At 62.7% G+C, this 14,073-nt stretch carries 13 protein-coding genes; 2 read left to right on the top strand and 11 right to left on the bottom strand.

What is annotated here, in order from left to right; all coding sequences use genetic code 11:
* The 7 genes from B3397_RS07550 to B3397_RS07520 form a co-directional block, all read right to left on the bottom strand.
* Positions 1 to 466, bottom strand: a 466-nt coding sequence (locus tag B3397_RS07550) for a response regulator (RefSeq protein ID WP_296248697.1), incomplete at its 3' end; no start/stop codon positions are given.
* Between the two features lie 120 nt (positions 467 to 586).
* Positions 587 to 1,345 carry a phosphate signaling complex protein PhoU gene (phoU, locus tag B3397_RS07545; RefSeq protein ID WP_296248696.1) on the bottom strand — a complete coding sequence of 253 codons (759 nt, stop codon included), beginning with the start codon at positions 1,343 to 1,345 and terminating at the stop codon, positions 587 to 589.
* Positions 1,346 to 1,400: 55 nt separating this feature from the next.
* Complete coding sequence (gene pstB, locus B3397_RS07540; protein WP_296248695.1) at positions 1,401 to 2,234, bottom strand: phosphate ABC transporter ATP-binding protein PstB; 834 nt, start codon at positions 2,232 to 2,234, stop codon at positions 1,401 to 1,403.
* Between the two features lie 347 nt (positions 2,235 to 2,581).
* On the bottom strand, positions 2,582 to 4,198 hold the full coding sequence (gene pstA, locus B3397_RS07535; RefSeq protein ID WP_296248699.1) for a phosphate ABC transporter permease PstA: 1,617 nt from the start codon (positions 4,196 to 4,198) through the stop codon (positions 2,582 to 2,584).
* Between the two features lie 70 nt (positions 4,199 to 4,268).
* Positions 4,269 to 6,302: an ABC transporter permease subunit gene (locus B3397_RS07530; protein ID WP_296248698.1), complete on the bottom strand. Its 2,034-nt coding sequence runs from the start codon at positions 6,300 to 6,302 to the stop codon at positions 4,269 to 4,271.
* 415 nt (positions 6,303 to 6,717) lie between these two features.
* Positions 6,718 to 7,716, bottom strand: coding sequence for a phosphate ABC transporter substrate-binding protein PstS family protein (locus B3397_RS07525; protein ID WP_296248694.1), 999 nt, complete (start codon positions 7,714 to 7,716; stop codon positions 6,718 to 6,720).
* 256 nt (positions 7,717 to 7,972) lie between these two features.
* Complete coding sequence (locus B3397_RS07520) at positions 7,973 to 9,262, bottom strand: MFS transporter (RefSeq protein ID WP_296248693.1); 1,290 nt, start codon at positions 9,260 to 9,262, stop codon at positions 7,973 to 7,975.
* Positions 9,263 to 9,585: 323 nt separating this feature from the next.
* Between B3397_RS07520 and B3397_RS07515 the strand changes: the two genes are divergently transcribed.
* A complete protein-coding gene (locus B3397_RS07515) occupies positions 9,586 to 9,987 on the top strand; it encodes an acyl-CoA thioesterase (protein WP_296248692.1) in 402 nt (133 codons plus the stop codon).
* Between the two features lie 63 nt (positions 9,988 to 10,050).
* Positions 10,051 to 10,953, top strand: coding sequence for a D-hexose-6-phosphate mutarotase (locus B3397_RS07510; RefSeq protein ID WP_296248691.1), 903 nt, complete (start codon positions 10,051 to 10,053; stop codon positions 10,951 to 10,953).
* Positions 10,954 to 11,014: 61 nt separating this feature from the next.
* Here the strand turns inward: B3397_RS07510 and B3397_RS07505 are convergent, their stop codons facing one another.
* The 4 genes from B3397_RS07505 to purE form a co-directional block, all read right to left on the bottom strand.
* The gene (locus B3397_RS07505) at positions 11,015 to 11,548 is read right to left on the bottom strand and encodes a DUF3299 domain-containing protein (protein WP_296248690.1); all 534 of its coding nucleotides are present in this window, start codon (positions 11,546 to 11,548) and stop codon (positions 11,015 to 11,017) included.
* A gap of 250 nt (positions 11,549 to 11,798) precedes the next feature.
* A complete protein-coding gene (locus B3397_RS07500; protein ID WP_296248689.1) occupies positions 11,799 to 12,047 on the bottom strand; it encodes a GlsB/YeaQ/YmgE family stress response membrane protein in 249 nt (82 codons plus the stop codon).
* A gap of 92 nt (positions 12,048 to 12,139) precedes the next feature.
* Positions 12,140 to 13,222 carry a 5-(carboxyamino)imidazole ribonucleotide synthase gene (locus B3397_RS07495; protein WP_296248688.1) on the bottom strand — a complete coding sequence of 361 codons (1,083 nt, stop codon included), beginning with the start codon at positions 13,220 to 13,222 and terminating at the stop codon, positions 12,140 to 12,142.
* An 11-nt stretch (positions 13,223 to 13,233) separates the two neighbouring features.
* A complete protein-coding gene (purE, locus tag B3397_RS07490; RefSeq protein ID WP_296248687.1) occupies positions 13,234 to 13,725 on the bottom strand; it encodes a 5-(carboxyamino)imidazole ribonucleotide mutase in 492 nt (163 codons plus the stop codon).
* Positions 13,726 to 14,073: the final 348 nt, after the last annotated feature.

Genomic DNA, 14,073 nt, shown 5'->3' with positions numbered 1-14,073 from the left:
CCGTGAGGGCATTGAGCGAATCATTGCTCAGGGCCGAAGCCCCGAATTGGCGGGTCGGCGCGCTGGCGGCCAAGGCCTCGAGCTTGCCTACCTTGGCCAGGGCCTTCTTGACCTTGGTCAGCAACTGCTCGTTGGTGAACGGCTTGCCGATGTAGTCGGAAACGCCGGCATGGATCGCCTGCACCACATTGTCCTTGTCGCCGCGGCTGGTAACCATGATGAACGGCAAGTTCTTGGAGCTTTCCTGCTGGCGGGTCCAGGTCAGCAATTCCAGGCCGGACATTTCCGGCATTTCCCAGTCGCACAACACCAGGTCATAGCTGTTGTGCATCATCAGCGACTGCGCCTTGCGGCCGTTCACGGCATCTTCGGTGAGGATGCCGGGGAAGGCATTGCGCAGGCACTTCTTCACCAGGTCGCGGATAAAGGGCGCGTCATCCACCACCAGTACACTGATCTTGCTCATCGAACACTCCTGGAAAACCCCGGCAAGTCTATCGCTGGCTGATGGCCATATGCCAATGACTTGCATCTCGCTCCTCAACGAAAACGCCCGGCAAAGGCCGGGCGTTCGTGTCGGGCAATCTTACTTATCGTCAGATTGGGGCAGAACATTAGCGTTATCGGCGGTGCCCTCCACTTCCTGCTTCATGCGCTTGAGCCCCAGGTGACGCACATCGGTGCCGCGCACCAGGTAGATCACCAACTCGGAAATGTTGCGCGCGTGGTCGCCGATGCGCTCCAGCGAGCGCAACACCCAGATGATGCTCAGCACCCGGGAGATCGAGCGCGGATCTTCCATCATGTAGGTGGCCAGTTCGCGCAGGGCCGTCTTGTACTCGCGGTCGATGGTTTTATCGTATTGCGCCACCGACAGCGCCAGGTCGGCATCGAAGCGGGCGAAGGCGTCCAGCGCATCACGGACCATGTTGCGCACCTGGTCGCCGATGTGACGCACTTCCACGTAGCCACGCGGGGCTTCACCCTCTTCGCACAATTGAATGGCCCGGCGCGCGATCTTGGTGGACTCGTCGCCGATGCGCTCCAGGTCGATCACCGACTTCGAGATGCTGATGATCAGGCGCAGGTCCGAGGCCGCAGGCTGGCGGCGGGCGAGGATGCGCAGGCATTCCTCGTCGATGTTGCGCTCCATCTGATTGATCTGGTCGTCGACGTCACGCACCTGCTGAGCCAGGCCGGAGTCGGCCTCGATCAGCGCGGTGACCGCATCGTTGACTTGCTTCTCCACCAGCCCGCCCATGGCCAGCAGGTGGCTGCGCACCTCTTCGAGCTCGGCGTTGAACTGCGCAGAGATGTGGTGGGTAAGGCCTTCTTTACTGATCATGGGAGCAATCCTTGGTACATCCGGAGGAAGAACGTGCAGTGGCCAGGCAGCGAACCTAGCCGTAACGACCGGTGATGTAGTCTTCGGTCTGCTTCTTCGCCGGGTTGGTGAACAGGGTGTCGGTATCGCCGAACTCCACCAGTTTGCCCATGTACATGAACGCCGTGTAGTCCGAGACCCGTGCCGCCTGCTGCATGTTGTGGGTCACGATGACGATGGTGTACTTGGATTTCAATTCGTAGATCAGCTCTTCCACCTTCAGGGTGGAGATCGGGTCCAGCGCCGAGCAGGGTTCGTCGAGCAGCAGCACCTCGGGCTCCACGGCAATGGTGCGGGCGATCACCAGACGCTGCTGCTGGCCGCCGGACAGGCCCAGGGCCGAGTCGTGCAGCCGATCCTTCACTTCGTCCCACAGGGCCGCGCCTTTGAGGGCCCACTCCACGGCTTCGTCGAGGACGCGCTTCTTGTTGATACCTTGGATGCGCAAGCCGTACACCACGTTCTCGTAGATGGTCTTGGGGAACGGGTTGGGCTTCTGGAACACCATGCCCACGCGACGGCGCAACTCGGCGACATCTTCGCCCTTGCGGTAGATGTCATGGCCGTAGAGGTTGATGGCGCCCTGGACGCGGCAGCCGTCGACCAGATCGTTCATGCGATTGAAGGTACGCAGCAGGGTCGACTTGCCGCAGCCGGACGGGCCGATGAAGGCGGTCACGCGCTGTTTGGGGATGTTCAGGCTGACATCGAACAACGCTTGTTTGTCGCCGTAGAACAGGCTCAGGCCGGGGACTTCGATGGCCACGGTTTCGTTGGCCAGGTCCAGGCTCTGCTTGTCGCGGCCCAGGGCCGACATGTTGATGCCGTGGGCGTGGGATTCATGCTGCATGGGAGACTCCATACGCTGTCAAATTCGGTTCAAATCGGAACGTTTGTGGGGTGTCATTTAGGACGCCTTCGCGGCTGTACGCCGCTCCTACAGGGGTGGTGTTCATATCGGGGCGTCCTGGGTGTCTGGGCGGGCGCCTTCGCGGCTGGACACCGCTCCTACAGGGGTGGTGTTCATATCCGGGCGTCCTGGGTGTCTGGGCGGACGCCTTCGCGGCTGGACGCCGCTCCTACAGGGGTGGTGGTCACATTGGGCATCCTGGGCGCCTTCGCGTCCGTCTTTATGGTGCGGTGGTCCCTGTAGGAGCGGCGTGCAGCCGCGAAGGGGCCGGCACGGACACTCGATAATCAACTGTCCAGCGCCTTGTACTTCTCACGCAAATGGTTGCGTATCCACACCGCAGACAGGTTCAACGTGGCGATCACCAGCACCAGCAACAGGGCCGTGGCGTACACCAGGGGCCGCGCGGCCTCGACGTTGGGGCTCTGGAATCCCACGTCATAGATATGAAAGCCCAGGTGCATGATCTTCTGGTCAAGATGCAGGTAAGGATAGTTGCCGTCCAGCGGCAGCGACGGCGCCAGCTTGACCACGCCCACCAGCATCAGCGGCGCCACTTCACCGGCCGCGCGCGCCACCGCCAGGATCATCCCGGTCATCATGGCCGGGCTGGCCATGGGCAGGACGATCTTCCACAGCGTTTCCGCCTTGGTCGCGCCCAGGGCCAACGAGCCCTCGCGCACGGTGCGCGGAATTCGCGCCAGGCCTTCCTCGGTGGCCACGATCACCACCGGCACCGCCAGCAGCGCCAGGGTCAAGGACGCCCAAAGCAGGCCCGGGGTACCAAAGGTGGGTGCCGGCAGCGCTTCGGGGAAAAACAAGCGGTCCAACGAACCGCCCAGCACGTACACGAAAAAGCCCAGGCCGAACACACCGTAGACGATCGCCGGCACCCCGGCCAGGTTGTTCACGGCAATCCGGATCAGCCGGGTCATGGCGTTCTGCCGGGCGTACTCGCGCAGATACACGGCGGCCAGCACGCCGAACGGCGTGACGATGATGGCCATGATCAGGGTCATCATCACGGTGCCGAAGATGGCCGGAAAAATGCCGCCCTCGGTATTGGCTTCACGCGGGTCATCGCTGAGGAATTCCCACACCTTGCTGAAGTAGAAGCCGATCTTGGTCAGGCTGCTCATGGCATTGGGCTGGTAGGCATGCACGATCTGCCCCAGCTGGACTTCGATCTCCTTGCCGTTGGCGTCGCGCGCGGTGATGCTGTCGCGGTTGACCTGAGCGTGCAGCGCACCGAGCTGAGCTTCGATGCCCTTGTAGCGCGCGTCCAGCTCGGCGCGCTCGGCGTCCATGTCCGCTTGCGCCTGGGGCGTCAGCGCACCGTTCAATTCCAGCCGGCGGGCTTGCAGGCGCAGCCGCTCGAGCCCGGAGTTGACCTGGCCGATGTCGGATCTTTCCAGCGTGCGCAGTTCGTCGGCCAGCCCGCTGACCCGGTCGATGCGGCTCTGCAGTTCGGGCCAGGCGGCCTCGCCTTCGGCGACGACCTTGCCCTGCTCCTTGATGTTGACCAGATAGCCGTAGAAGTTGCCCCATTCGCGGCGCTCCAGCGCCATCAGTTCACGCGGGGTGGTCTGCTCGGTCAACCACTCGCCGACGATCCAGGTGAAGTCCGCGCCATTGATGTCGCGGTTGCCCACCTTGATCAGCTCGCGGGTCATGAACTCCGGGCCGTTGTCCGGCACCGGCAAGCCGGCGCTCTTGAGACGCTCGCGCGGCACTTCTTCCTTCTGCACCACTTCGCCGATCACCAGGTGATTGGCCATGCCCGGCACGTTGTAGCTGGCGTGTACCAGGTCGGCCGGCCAGAAGTGGGCCAGGCCGCGCACGGCGATCACGGCCAGCAGCCCCAGGGTCATGATTACCGCGATCGCCACCGCGCCGCCGCTCATCCAGACGCCGGGTGAGCCGCTCTTGAACCAGCCTTTGAGGGAGTTCTGTTTCACAGCCTGCTACCTTCTATCAAAGCGACGAATATTTCTTGCGCAGACGCTGACGAATCAGCTCCGCGGCGGTGTTCATGACGAACGTGAACAGCAGCAGTACCAGCGCCGAGAGGAACAGCACGCGATAGTGGCTACCGCCCACCTCCGATTCCGGCATTTCCACCGCCACGTTTGCCGCCAGGGTACGCAGGCCTTCGAACAGGTTCATCTCCATCACCGGGGTGTTGCCGGTGGCCATAAGCACGATCATGGTTTCGCCCACTGCGCGGCCCAGGCCGATCATCAGTGCCGAGAAAATCCCCGGGCTGGCGGTCAGGATCACCACGCGGGTGAGGGTCTGCCACGGCGTGGCGCCCAATGCCAGTGAGCCCAGCGTCAGGCCGCGGGGCACACTGAACACCGCGTCTTCGGCGATGGAGTAGATGTTCGGAATCACCGCGAAGCCCATGGCCAAGCCTACTACCAGGGCGTTGCGTTGATCATAGGTGATACCCAGGTCATTGCTGATCCACAGGCGCATGTCGCCGCCGAACCACCAGGTTTCCAGGAACGGGCTCATGTACAGTGCGAACCAGCCCACCAGCAGGATCACCGGGATCAGGATGGCGCTTTCCCAGCCGTCAGGGATACGCAGGCGGATGGATTCAGGCAGGCGGCTGACCGCGAAGCCGGCCACCAGGATACCCAGTGGCGTGAGCAGCAGCAGGCTGAAAATACCCGGCAGGTGGCCTTCCACGTACGGCGCCAGGAACAGGCCGGCGAAGAAGCCGAGGATCACCGTTGGCATCGCCTCCATCAGCTCGATCACCGGCTTGACCTTGCGGCGCATGCCGGGGGCCATGAAGTAGGCGGTGTAGATGGCGGCCGCGATGGCCAGCGGCGCCGCCAGCAGCATGGCGTAGAACGCCGCCTTGAGGGTACCGAAGGTCAACGGCGCCAGGCTCATCTTGGGCTCGAAATCGGTGTTGGCCGCGGTCGACTGCCAGACATAGGCCGGCTTGTCATAGTTCTCGTACCAGACCTTGCTCCACATCGAGCTCCAGGACACCTCCGGGTGGGGGTTGTCCAGGGTCAGCGGATGCAGCTTGCCATCGGCCTCCAGCATGACCCGATTGGCCCGCGGCGACAGCGCGTAGACGCCCGGACCATCGACCACCTGGTCGACCAGCAGGGTACGGTGCGCGGTGCTGTGGAACACGCCGAACCTGCCTGCGGCGTCCAGCGCGGTGAACCCCTTGCGACGCTGCTCGGCGCTGATCTGAATGATCGGCGAGCTGCTCATCTGGAAGGTACGAATCTGCTTGAAGCGTGGCTCGCCATCTTCGTCACGGGCCATGAACCACTGCGCCAGGCCGCCCTTGGAGTCGCCGATGATCAGCGAGATACCGCCCACCAACTGGGCGCTGGCGGTGACCTGGGTGTCGGCATGCTCGCTCAGCTTGTAGCGGCCGTTCATGCTCTTGTCGCGCAGACTGAAGACATCCGCCTGGGCCCGGCCATTGATCACATACAGCCATTGCTGGCGCGGATCGATGAAGATGTTTTTCACCGCTTCGGTCATCTGCGGCAGGTCGATGCGCGTCTGTTCGTTGCTGACCTCGCCGGTCATCATGTTTTCTTCGCGGGTCAGCTGCAGCACATTGAGCTGAGCGCCGGTGGAGCCGGCCAGTATCAGGCTCGAATCGGTGGCGTTGAGGGCCACGTGTTCCAAAGGCCGGGACTGCGCGTCGAGGCTGATCGGCGCCTCGCCGTAGGGGTATTCGATGGCCGGGGTGATGGTCTTCCTGCCATCGGGGTAGGTGACTCTGTAGGTATGACGAAACACCAGGGCCTGGCCGTTGGACAGACCGATCACCACCAGTGGGGTACCGGGCTGATCCTTGGCAGTGGCGGTCACCGTCACGCCCGCTGGGATGGGCAGGTTGACGCGCGACAACTCTTCGCCGCTCACGGCATTGAAGAACAGCGCCACGCCCTGGTCGGACACCCGCATACCCGCCTCGTTCTGCTCCTCGAGGGCGTACACCAGCGGCTTGCCGGCGTCCTGCATCCAGGCCGGGGTCAACACGGGCTGGGCCGTCAGGTCCGCGCCTTTGAACAGGGGCAGCACAACGTAGGCCAGAAAGAAGAAGATCAGTGTGATGGCGGCGAGCACGGCCAGGCCCCCCACCAGCACGTACCAGCGGGTGAAGCGATCCTTGAGCGCGCGGATGCGACGTTTGCGTTGCAGCTCGGGCGTATTGAAATCGATGCGCTTGGGGGGAGAATCGGAAGTCATTGTGGAATTGGCCAGATCATTCATGCGCACACCCTAGCGGTCCTGTATGACAGAAAGATGACAACGTGGTGACGCAACAAATTCGCCAGTGGCACATGGCCACCGGCGAATGGAGAATCCTGTCTATGCTGCCACTGTCCTCGCAGGCGCGCAGCTTGCCGTACCTGCGAGGCTCAAACCACAGCGTTTACTTCTTGGCGACGTCCGCGCCTTCCTTCAGACCCAGATCAGCCAGTGCCTTGGCGGCCACCTTGGCGGGCAGAGGAATGTAACCGTCCTTGACCACCACTTCCTGACCCTGCTTGGACAGCATCAGCTTGACGAACTCTGCTTCCAGCGGAGCCAGTGGCTTGTTCGGCGCCTTGTTCACGTACACGTAGAGGAAGCGCGAGAGCGGGTATTTGCCGTTCAGCGCGTTTTCTTCGGTGTCCTCGATGAAGTCAGTGCTGCCTTTCTTGGCCAGGGCAACGGTCTTCACGCTAGCGGTCTTGTAGCCGATACCCGAGTAGCCGATGCCGTTCAGCGAGCTGCTGATCGACTGGACCACAGAGGCCGAACCGGGCTGTTCGTTGACGTTAGGCTTGTAGTCGCCCTTGCACAGGGCTTCTTCCTTGAAGTAGCCATAGGTGCCGGACACCGAGTTGCGACCGAACAGCTGAACCGGCTTGTTGGCCAGGTCCCCGGTCACACCCAGATCGCCCCAGGTTTTCACGTCGGCCTTGGCGCCGCACAGGCGGGTGGACGAGAACACCGCGTCAACCTGTTCCATGGTCAGGTGCTGGATCGGGTTGTCCTTGTGCACGAACACGGCCAGGGCATCGACGGCCACTGGAATGGCGGTAGGCTTGTAGCCGTACTTCTGCTCGAAGGCGGCCAGTTCGGTGTCCTTCATCTTGCGGCTCATCGGGCCCAGATTCGCAGTGCCTTCGATCAGCGCAGTCGGCGCGGTAGCCGAGCCAGCGGCCTGGATCTGGATGTTGACGTTGGGGTATTCCTTCTTGTAGTTCTCTGCCCACAAGGTCATCAGGTTGGCCAGGGTATCGGAGCCGACGCTGGAAAGGTTGCCCGAGACGCCGGTGGTCTTGACGTATGCCGGGATCGAGGGGTCGACGGCGGCAACCGCGTTGGCGGTGGCAACGCCAGCGGCGACAAAGGTCATGGCCGCCATCAAACGCGTGAGTTTCATGCCTTGCTCCTAGCAGATAGAGAGAGTTGTGTTGGATCGGCGCTCAGTATCAGCGGCCTGTGTGACCACTCTATGAAAGGATTATGACAGTAGGATGAATGGCCATCATGGCGAGGATGGGGGCGGTCAGGGGGGATGGGCCGGGTATGAGGGCCTCTTCGCGGCTTGACGCCGCTCCTACGGGAGATCGTTGTTACATCCCGATCCCCGTAGGAGCGGCGTCAAGCCGCGAAGCCGGCAACACGGTCCTATCGAATCAACGCTTCTTGGCCATCAGATACACGCCGCAGGCCAATCCGATCACACAGATCCCCGCCACATAATAGGCAGGCCCCATGGGGTTGGATTTCATCAGCAGGGTGACGACCATGGGCGTCAACCCGCCGAAGATCGCGTAGGCCACGTTGTACGAGAACGACAATCCACTGAAGCGCACCACCGCCGGGAACGCCTTGACCATCACGTAGGGCACCGCACCGATCACACCGACGCACAGGCCGGTGAAGCCGTACAGCGGGAACAGCCAGTCCGGATGGGCGTGCAGGCTGTGGTAGAGGGTCCAAGAGCTGATCAACAGCGCCAGGCTGCCGACCACGAACACCTTGCCGGCGCCGAAACGGTCGGCCAGCGCACCGGAGGCGATGCAGCCCAGGCTGAGGAACACGATGGCCAGGCTGTTGGCCTGCAGCGACTGCTTGGGCGTGAAGCCGTACAGGGTCTGCAGCACGGTGGGGGTCATCAGGATCACCACGATGATGCCGGCCGACAGCAGCCAGGTCAGCAGCATCGACAGCGCCACTGCGCCGCGATGATCACGCAGCACGGTGCGCAGCGGCACTTCGGCGGCCAGCGCCTTGCGCTGTTGCAGCTCGGCGAACACCGGGGTTTCGTGCAACCAGCGGCGCAGATACACCGACGCCAGGCCAAACACGCCGCCCATCAGGAACGGAATACGCCAGGCGAAGTCGGACACCTCGGCCGGTGTGTAGATGCTGTTGATCGCGGTGGCCATCAACGAGCCCAGCAGGATGCCGGAGGTCAGGCCGCAGGTCAGGGTGCCGCAGGCGTAGCCGATATTGCGCGCGGGCACATGCTCGGACACGAACACCCAGGCACCGGGCACCTCACCACCGATCGCCGCACCCTGAATCACCCGCATCAGCAGGAGCAGGATGGGGGCGAAAATGCCGATCTGCGCGTAGGTCGGCAGCAGGCCCATGATCAGGGTCGGCACGGCCATCATGAAGATGCTCAGGGTGAACATCTTCTTGCGGCCCAGCAGGTCGCCGAAATGCGCCATGACGATACCGCCCAGCGGGCGCGCCAGGTAGCCGGCGGCGAAGATGCCGAAGGTTTGCATCAGGCGCAGCCATTCCGGCATGTCGGCGGGGAAGAACAACTTGCCCACCACGGCGGCGAAGAACACGAAAATGATGAAATCATAGAACTCCAGCGCGCCGCCCAGGGCCGACAACGAAAGAGTCTTGTAATCACTGCGGGTAAGGGGTCGCGAAGGCGGAGCGATACTCGAAGGCGCGGAGTTCATTTCGATTCTCTTATAGACAGATCCACAGCTTTGTTGCTGTTTGTGTTTGGCAGGTCGGGCACCATAGCAAATTGCTCGAAAAAGCACAGTGATTGTGTTAGCAATCCGCTTAAATCGGCACCGAACGGTCGTTAAGGGTGCCTGGGCTCTATATACTGGGCCTGGTTCGAGGGTCCTTGTGCGAAAGCGTCGCTAGGGTATGTAGCCGATTTCGCAGAATTACCCTTTGTGCGCCAGTTGAAAGAAAAGCGCTGTAGCCTTTCGCACTGGTGACGATCAACGCGCCAATCTAATAAAGCGTCACGGGTCAGAGGCCCCCCGGCATGATTGAACTCGAACAAGAAGATCCTATTCCCCAAGGCGACCTGGCCTTGCAGATCACCGCGCTTCCGCGCGAAACCAACGGCTTCGGCGACATTTTCGGCGGCTGGCTCGTGGCCCAGATGGACCTCGCCGGCACCGCCATGGCCAGCAAGGTTGCCGGCGGACGGGTGGCCACGGTGGCCATCGACCGCATGGCTTTCCTGGTGCCGGTGGCCGTGGGCGCGCAATTGTCCTTCTATACGCAGACCGTGGAGATCGGCCGCAGCTCGATCCAGATGATGGTCGAAGTATGGAGCGACGACCCGCTGTCCAGCGAATGGCGCAAGGTCACCGAGGCGGTTTTCGTGTTCGTGGCCATCGATGGCAGCGGGCGCACCCGTTCGGTACCGCCGCGCCGCTGATTCCAAACTTGCCAGCCTTTGGCGGGTCAATCTGGTTTCCTGAACCCATAGCGAGAACTCCTCATGTCTGAGCCGCAGGTCGAATCGGTCAAGCTCGATGAACTCAACTGCTGGCGTATCAGCACCGATCACGCCGAGTTGCTCATCGCCCAGCAAGGGGCGCAGGTGATCAGCTACCAGCGCAAGGGCGAACAGCCCCTGATCTGGCCCAACGATGCCGCGCTGTACAAGCATGGCAAAGCCGTGCGCACCGGTGTGCCGGTGTGCTGGCCGTGGTTCGGCAACCTGGCGCGCAACCCGGACAGCGTCCAGGCCATGCGCACAGGCACCGATGAAGCATCGGCCCATGGGTTGGTGCGCACGCTGGATTGGGAATTGCTGGGAATCGAGCACGTCGGCGCCGAGGTCAAGGCCGAGTTCACCACTCCTCAAGCGGCCCGGGGCGAGCTGCCTGGCTGGCCGCACAAGGTCGAGGTGAAGTTGAGCGTGGTGCTGGGCGACGCCCTGGAGATCACCCTGCACAGCCGTAATCTGGACGACCACCCGGTGAGTCTCAGCCAGGCACTGCACAGTTATTTCGCGGTCAGCGACGTACGCCAGGCCACAGTCGAGTGCCTGGGCGGGCTGACCTACATCGAAACCCTGGACGGCTGGCAACCGCGGCAGCAGGCCGGCGCGCTGGGCTTTGCCGGCGAGACGGATCGCATCTACCTGAACACCCCCGCGCAGGTAAGCTTTGTCGATCCAGGCTGGAAACGTCGAGTCACCCTCAGCACCACAGGCTCCAAGAGCGCGGTGGTGTGGAACCCGTGGACCGAACGGGCTGCGGCGCTGGTCGATATGGCTGACGACGGCTGGCAGGGCATGCTGTGCATCGAAACCGCCAACGTGTGGGATGACGTGGTAACCCTGGCGCCGGGGGCATCGTGTGCGATGGGCGTGAAGTTCGTGAGTTCGGCACTGTAATTTGCGGCGCTGATGCGGCCTTATCGCGGCTGGAAGCCGCGTTAAGGTCAGCCCAGCAGCCTTACAAATCGGATTCCTGCACCACCCTCACCTTCTGGGCATCCAACGCATACGCCGCATCGGCCAGGTCATTGCTGACCTTTTCCACCTTGACCTTGCCCTCGACCCACAGCGGCGTGTAGATGTCGTCCAGCTTCAGACCCTTGGGGTAGCGCACCAGGATCAGTTGATTGGGCGGCGGCGGTGGCACGTGGATGCAGGCGCCCGGGTAAGGCACCAGAAAGAACAGGGTACTCCGGCCCTTGGCGTCGGTTTCCAATGGCACCGGGTAGCCGCCGATACGGATGTCCTTGCCGTTCATGGCTGGCACGGTCTTGGTCGAATACATCACGGCCGGCAAACCCTTGGCCTGCTTCATCCCGCCTTTTTCGGTAAACGTGCCTTGGGCTTCGGGCGAGTTGTGGTCGATTTCCGGCATCTGCTCCAGGGCTTTCTGGTCAGACTTGGGCATTAGCTCCAGCCAATCGGTTTCGGGCAACTGGGCGTGGGCCAGGGAAGCGAGCAGCAGAAGGGGCAGCAGCAAGAGACGGCGCATTGCGGGGGGCTCTATGAGGGGCGGTGGGGCATTGTAGCGGATGGGTTGTCGCGGATTGTAGCGGATGGATAGGCGGGTTGAGGTAGCCGGATAACCCTGTGGGAGCGGGCTCTGCCCGCGATGGCTTCCCCGCGATATTCCGAAGAAGACCATCGCGGCCTGCGCCCGCTCCCACAGGGGTCAGCGATGCTCTGAAAAAATCCGCGAATGCCTTGGCAATTCAGCGCTTACAGAGATCCCCGTGCTTGAATCAGCGCTTCTTGCTGACCAAGCCGTAGATCACCAGCAAGATGATCGCGCCCACCAGAGCACCCAGGAAGCCTGCGCCTTCGCCGGCCTGGTAGATGCCCAGCGCCTGGCCACCGTAGGTAGCGGCCAGCGAGCCTGCGATGCCCAGCAAGATGGTCATGATCCAACCCATGCTGTCATCGCCGGGCTTGAGGAAGCGTGCCAGCAGGCCGACGATCAAGCCGATAAAGATGGTTCCGATGATTCCCATGGTATTCCCCTGTTTTGAATGGGCTGATGGCCAAGCCGGTCCTGGCTTTGGCATACAGCCCATCAGAGGGCCGGTGAAAGCCAATGGTTCCTTCAGGCCTTGATCAAAGCCTCTACTTCGGCGATCTGGCGCTGCAGGCCAGCCCGATCGGCGCAGCGCAACGTGGCGTGGCCCACCTTGCGGCCCAGCTTGAAGGCCTTGCCATAGTGGTGCAGGTGGCAGTCGTCGATCGCCACCACCTTGTCCACTGCCGGCACCTCACCGATGAAGTTGAGCATGGCGCTCTCGCCCACCTTGGCGGTAGAGCCCAGCGGCAGGCCGGCCACGGCGCGCAGGTGGTTCTCGAACTGGCTGCACTCGGCGCCTTCGATGGTCCAGTGCCCGGAGTTGTGCACCCGCGGAGCGATTTCGTTGGCCTTGAGGCCGCCATCCACTTCGAAGAATTCGAAGGCCAGCACGCCGACGTAGTCCAGCTTTTCCAGCACACGGCCGGCGTAGTCTTCGGCCAGGCCCTGCAGGGGATGGGCCGTACTGGCTACCGACAGGCGCAGGATGCCGCTGTCGTGGGTGTTGTGCACCAGCGGGTAGAAGCGGGTCTCGCCATCACGGGCACGCACGGCGATCAGCGACACTTCGCCAGTGAACGGCACGAAACCTTCCAGCAGACACGGCACACTGCCCAGCTCGGCGAAGGTGCCATCGACGTCGGCTGCAGTGCGCAGGACTTTCTGGCCCTTGCCGTCATAGCCCAAGGTGCGTGTCTTGAGCACGGCCGGCAGGCCGATGCTGGCCACGGCCGCGTCCAGGTCGGCTTGCGACTGGATGTCGGCGAAGCTCGGCGTGGGGACGCCAAGGTCCTTGAACATGCTCTTCTCGAACCAGCGGTCGCGAGCGATGCGCAAGGCGTCGGCACTGGGATAGACCGGTACGAACTGGGACAGGAACGCCACGGTTTCGGCCGGCACGCTTTCGAACTCGAACGTGACCAGGTCGACTTCGTCGGCCAACTGGCGCAGCTGGTCCTGGTCGCCATAGTCGGCACGCAGATGCTCGCCCAAGGGCGCGGCACAGGCGTCAGGCGCGGGGTCCAGGAAAGCGAAATTCATACCCAGCGGGGTGCCGGCCAAAGCCAGCATGCGGCCCAGTTGGCCGCCACCGATTACACCGATCTTCATGTCAAGAAACCTCAGGCCTGGCGCGGGTCGGGATTGTCCAGAACGTTGTCTGTCTGCTCGGCGCGGAAGGTTTTCAGCGCGGCATGGAACTGCGGGTGCTTGGCGCCCAGGATGCTGGCCGACAGCAGCGCGGCGTTGACCGCGCCCGCCTTGCCGATGGCCAGGGTGGCGACCGGGATGCCGGCGGGCATCTGCACGATGGACAGCAGCGAGTCGACGCCCGAGAGCATCGACGACTGCACCGGCACGCCGAGCACCGGCAGGTGCGTCTTGGCCGCGCACATGCCAGGCAGGTGCGCTGCGCCGCCGGCACCGGCGATGATCACCTCGATGCCACGGGCCTCGGCCTCGTCGGCGTACTGGAACAGCAGGTCCGGGGTGCGATGGGCCGAGACCACCTTGACCTCGAAGGGGATACCGAGCTTTTCCAGCATATCGGCGGTGTGGCTAAGGGTGGACCAATCGGACTTGGAGCCCATGATCACGCCAACCAATGCACTCATCGTCGAGCCTCTTCTCTTGGGCGCCCGCAGGCGCGTCAAAAAACAACAAGCCACGCGGGAGAACCCGCGTGGCTTGTTATACGAATAATGGCCGGGCAGACCGGCCGAAGGCCGCGCAGTATACCGCAAAGATGAAGATTTGATGCAGCCATGTCGACCATCCGTCAAATGGCTATGAAGCCCGCGATTCATGGCGCTTTCCATCCGCAAAAAGATCACCACAACCGCACCCCATTCCCCCAATCACCCCAAAAAAACGAATCCCGTAAGAACCCCACAATAAGCCCCCTCCCCCCAGAAAAACGAATCCCGTGAGAGCACCACGCTAAGCCCCCTCTCCCTCAGGGA

Source organism: Pseudomonas sp. UBA4194 (assembly GCF_002379585.1).
In the GTDB taxonomy this organism is placed as follows: Bacteria; Pseudomonadota; Gammaproteobacteria; order Pseudomonadales; family Pseudomonadaceae; genus Aquipseudomonas.
Note: the sequence above shows the minus strand (reverse complement) of the source record. Positions and strands in the feature narration are given on the sequence as shown.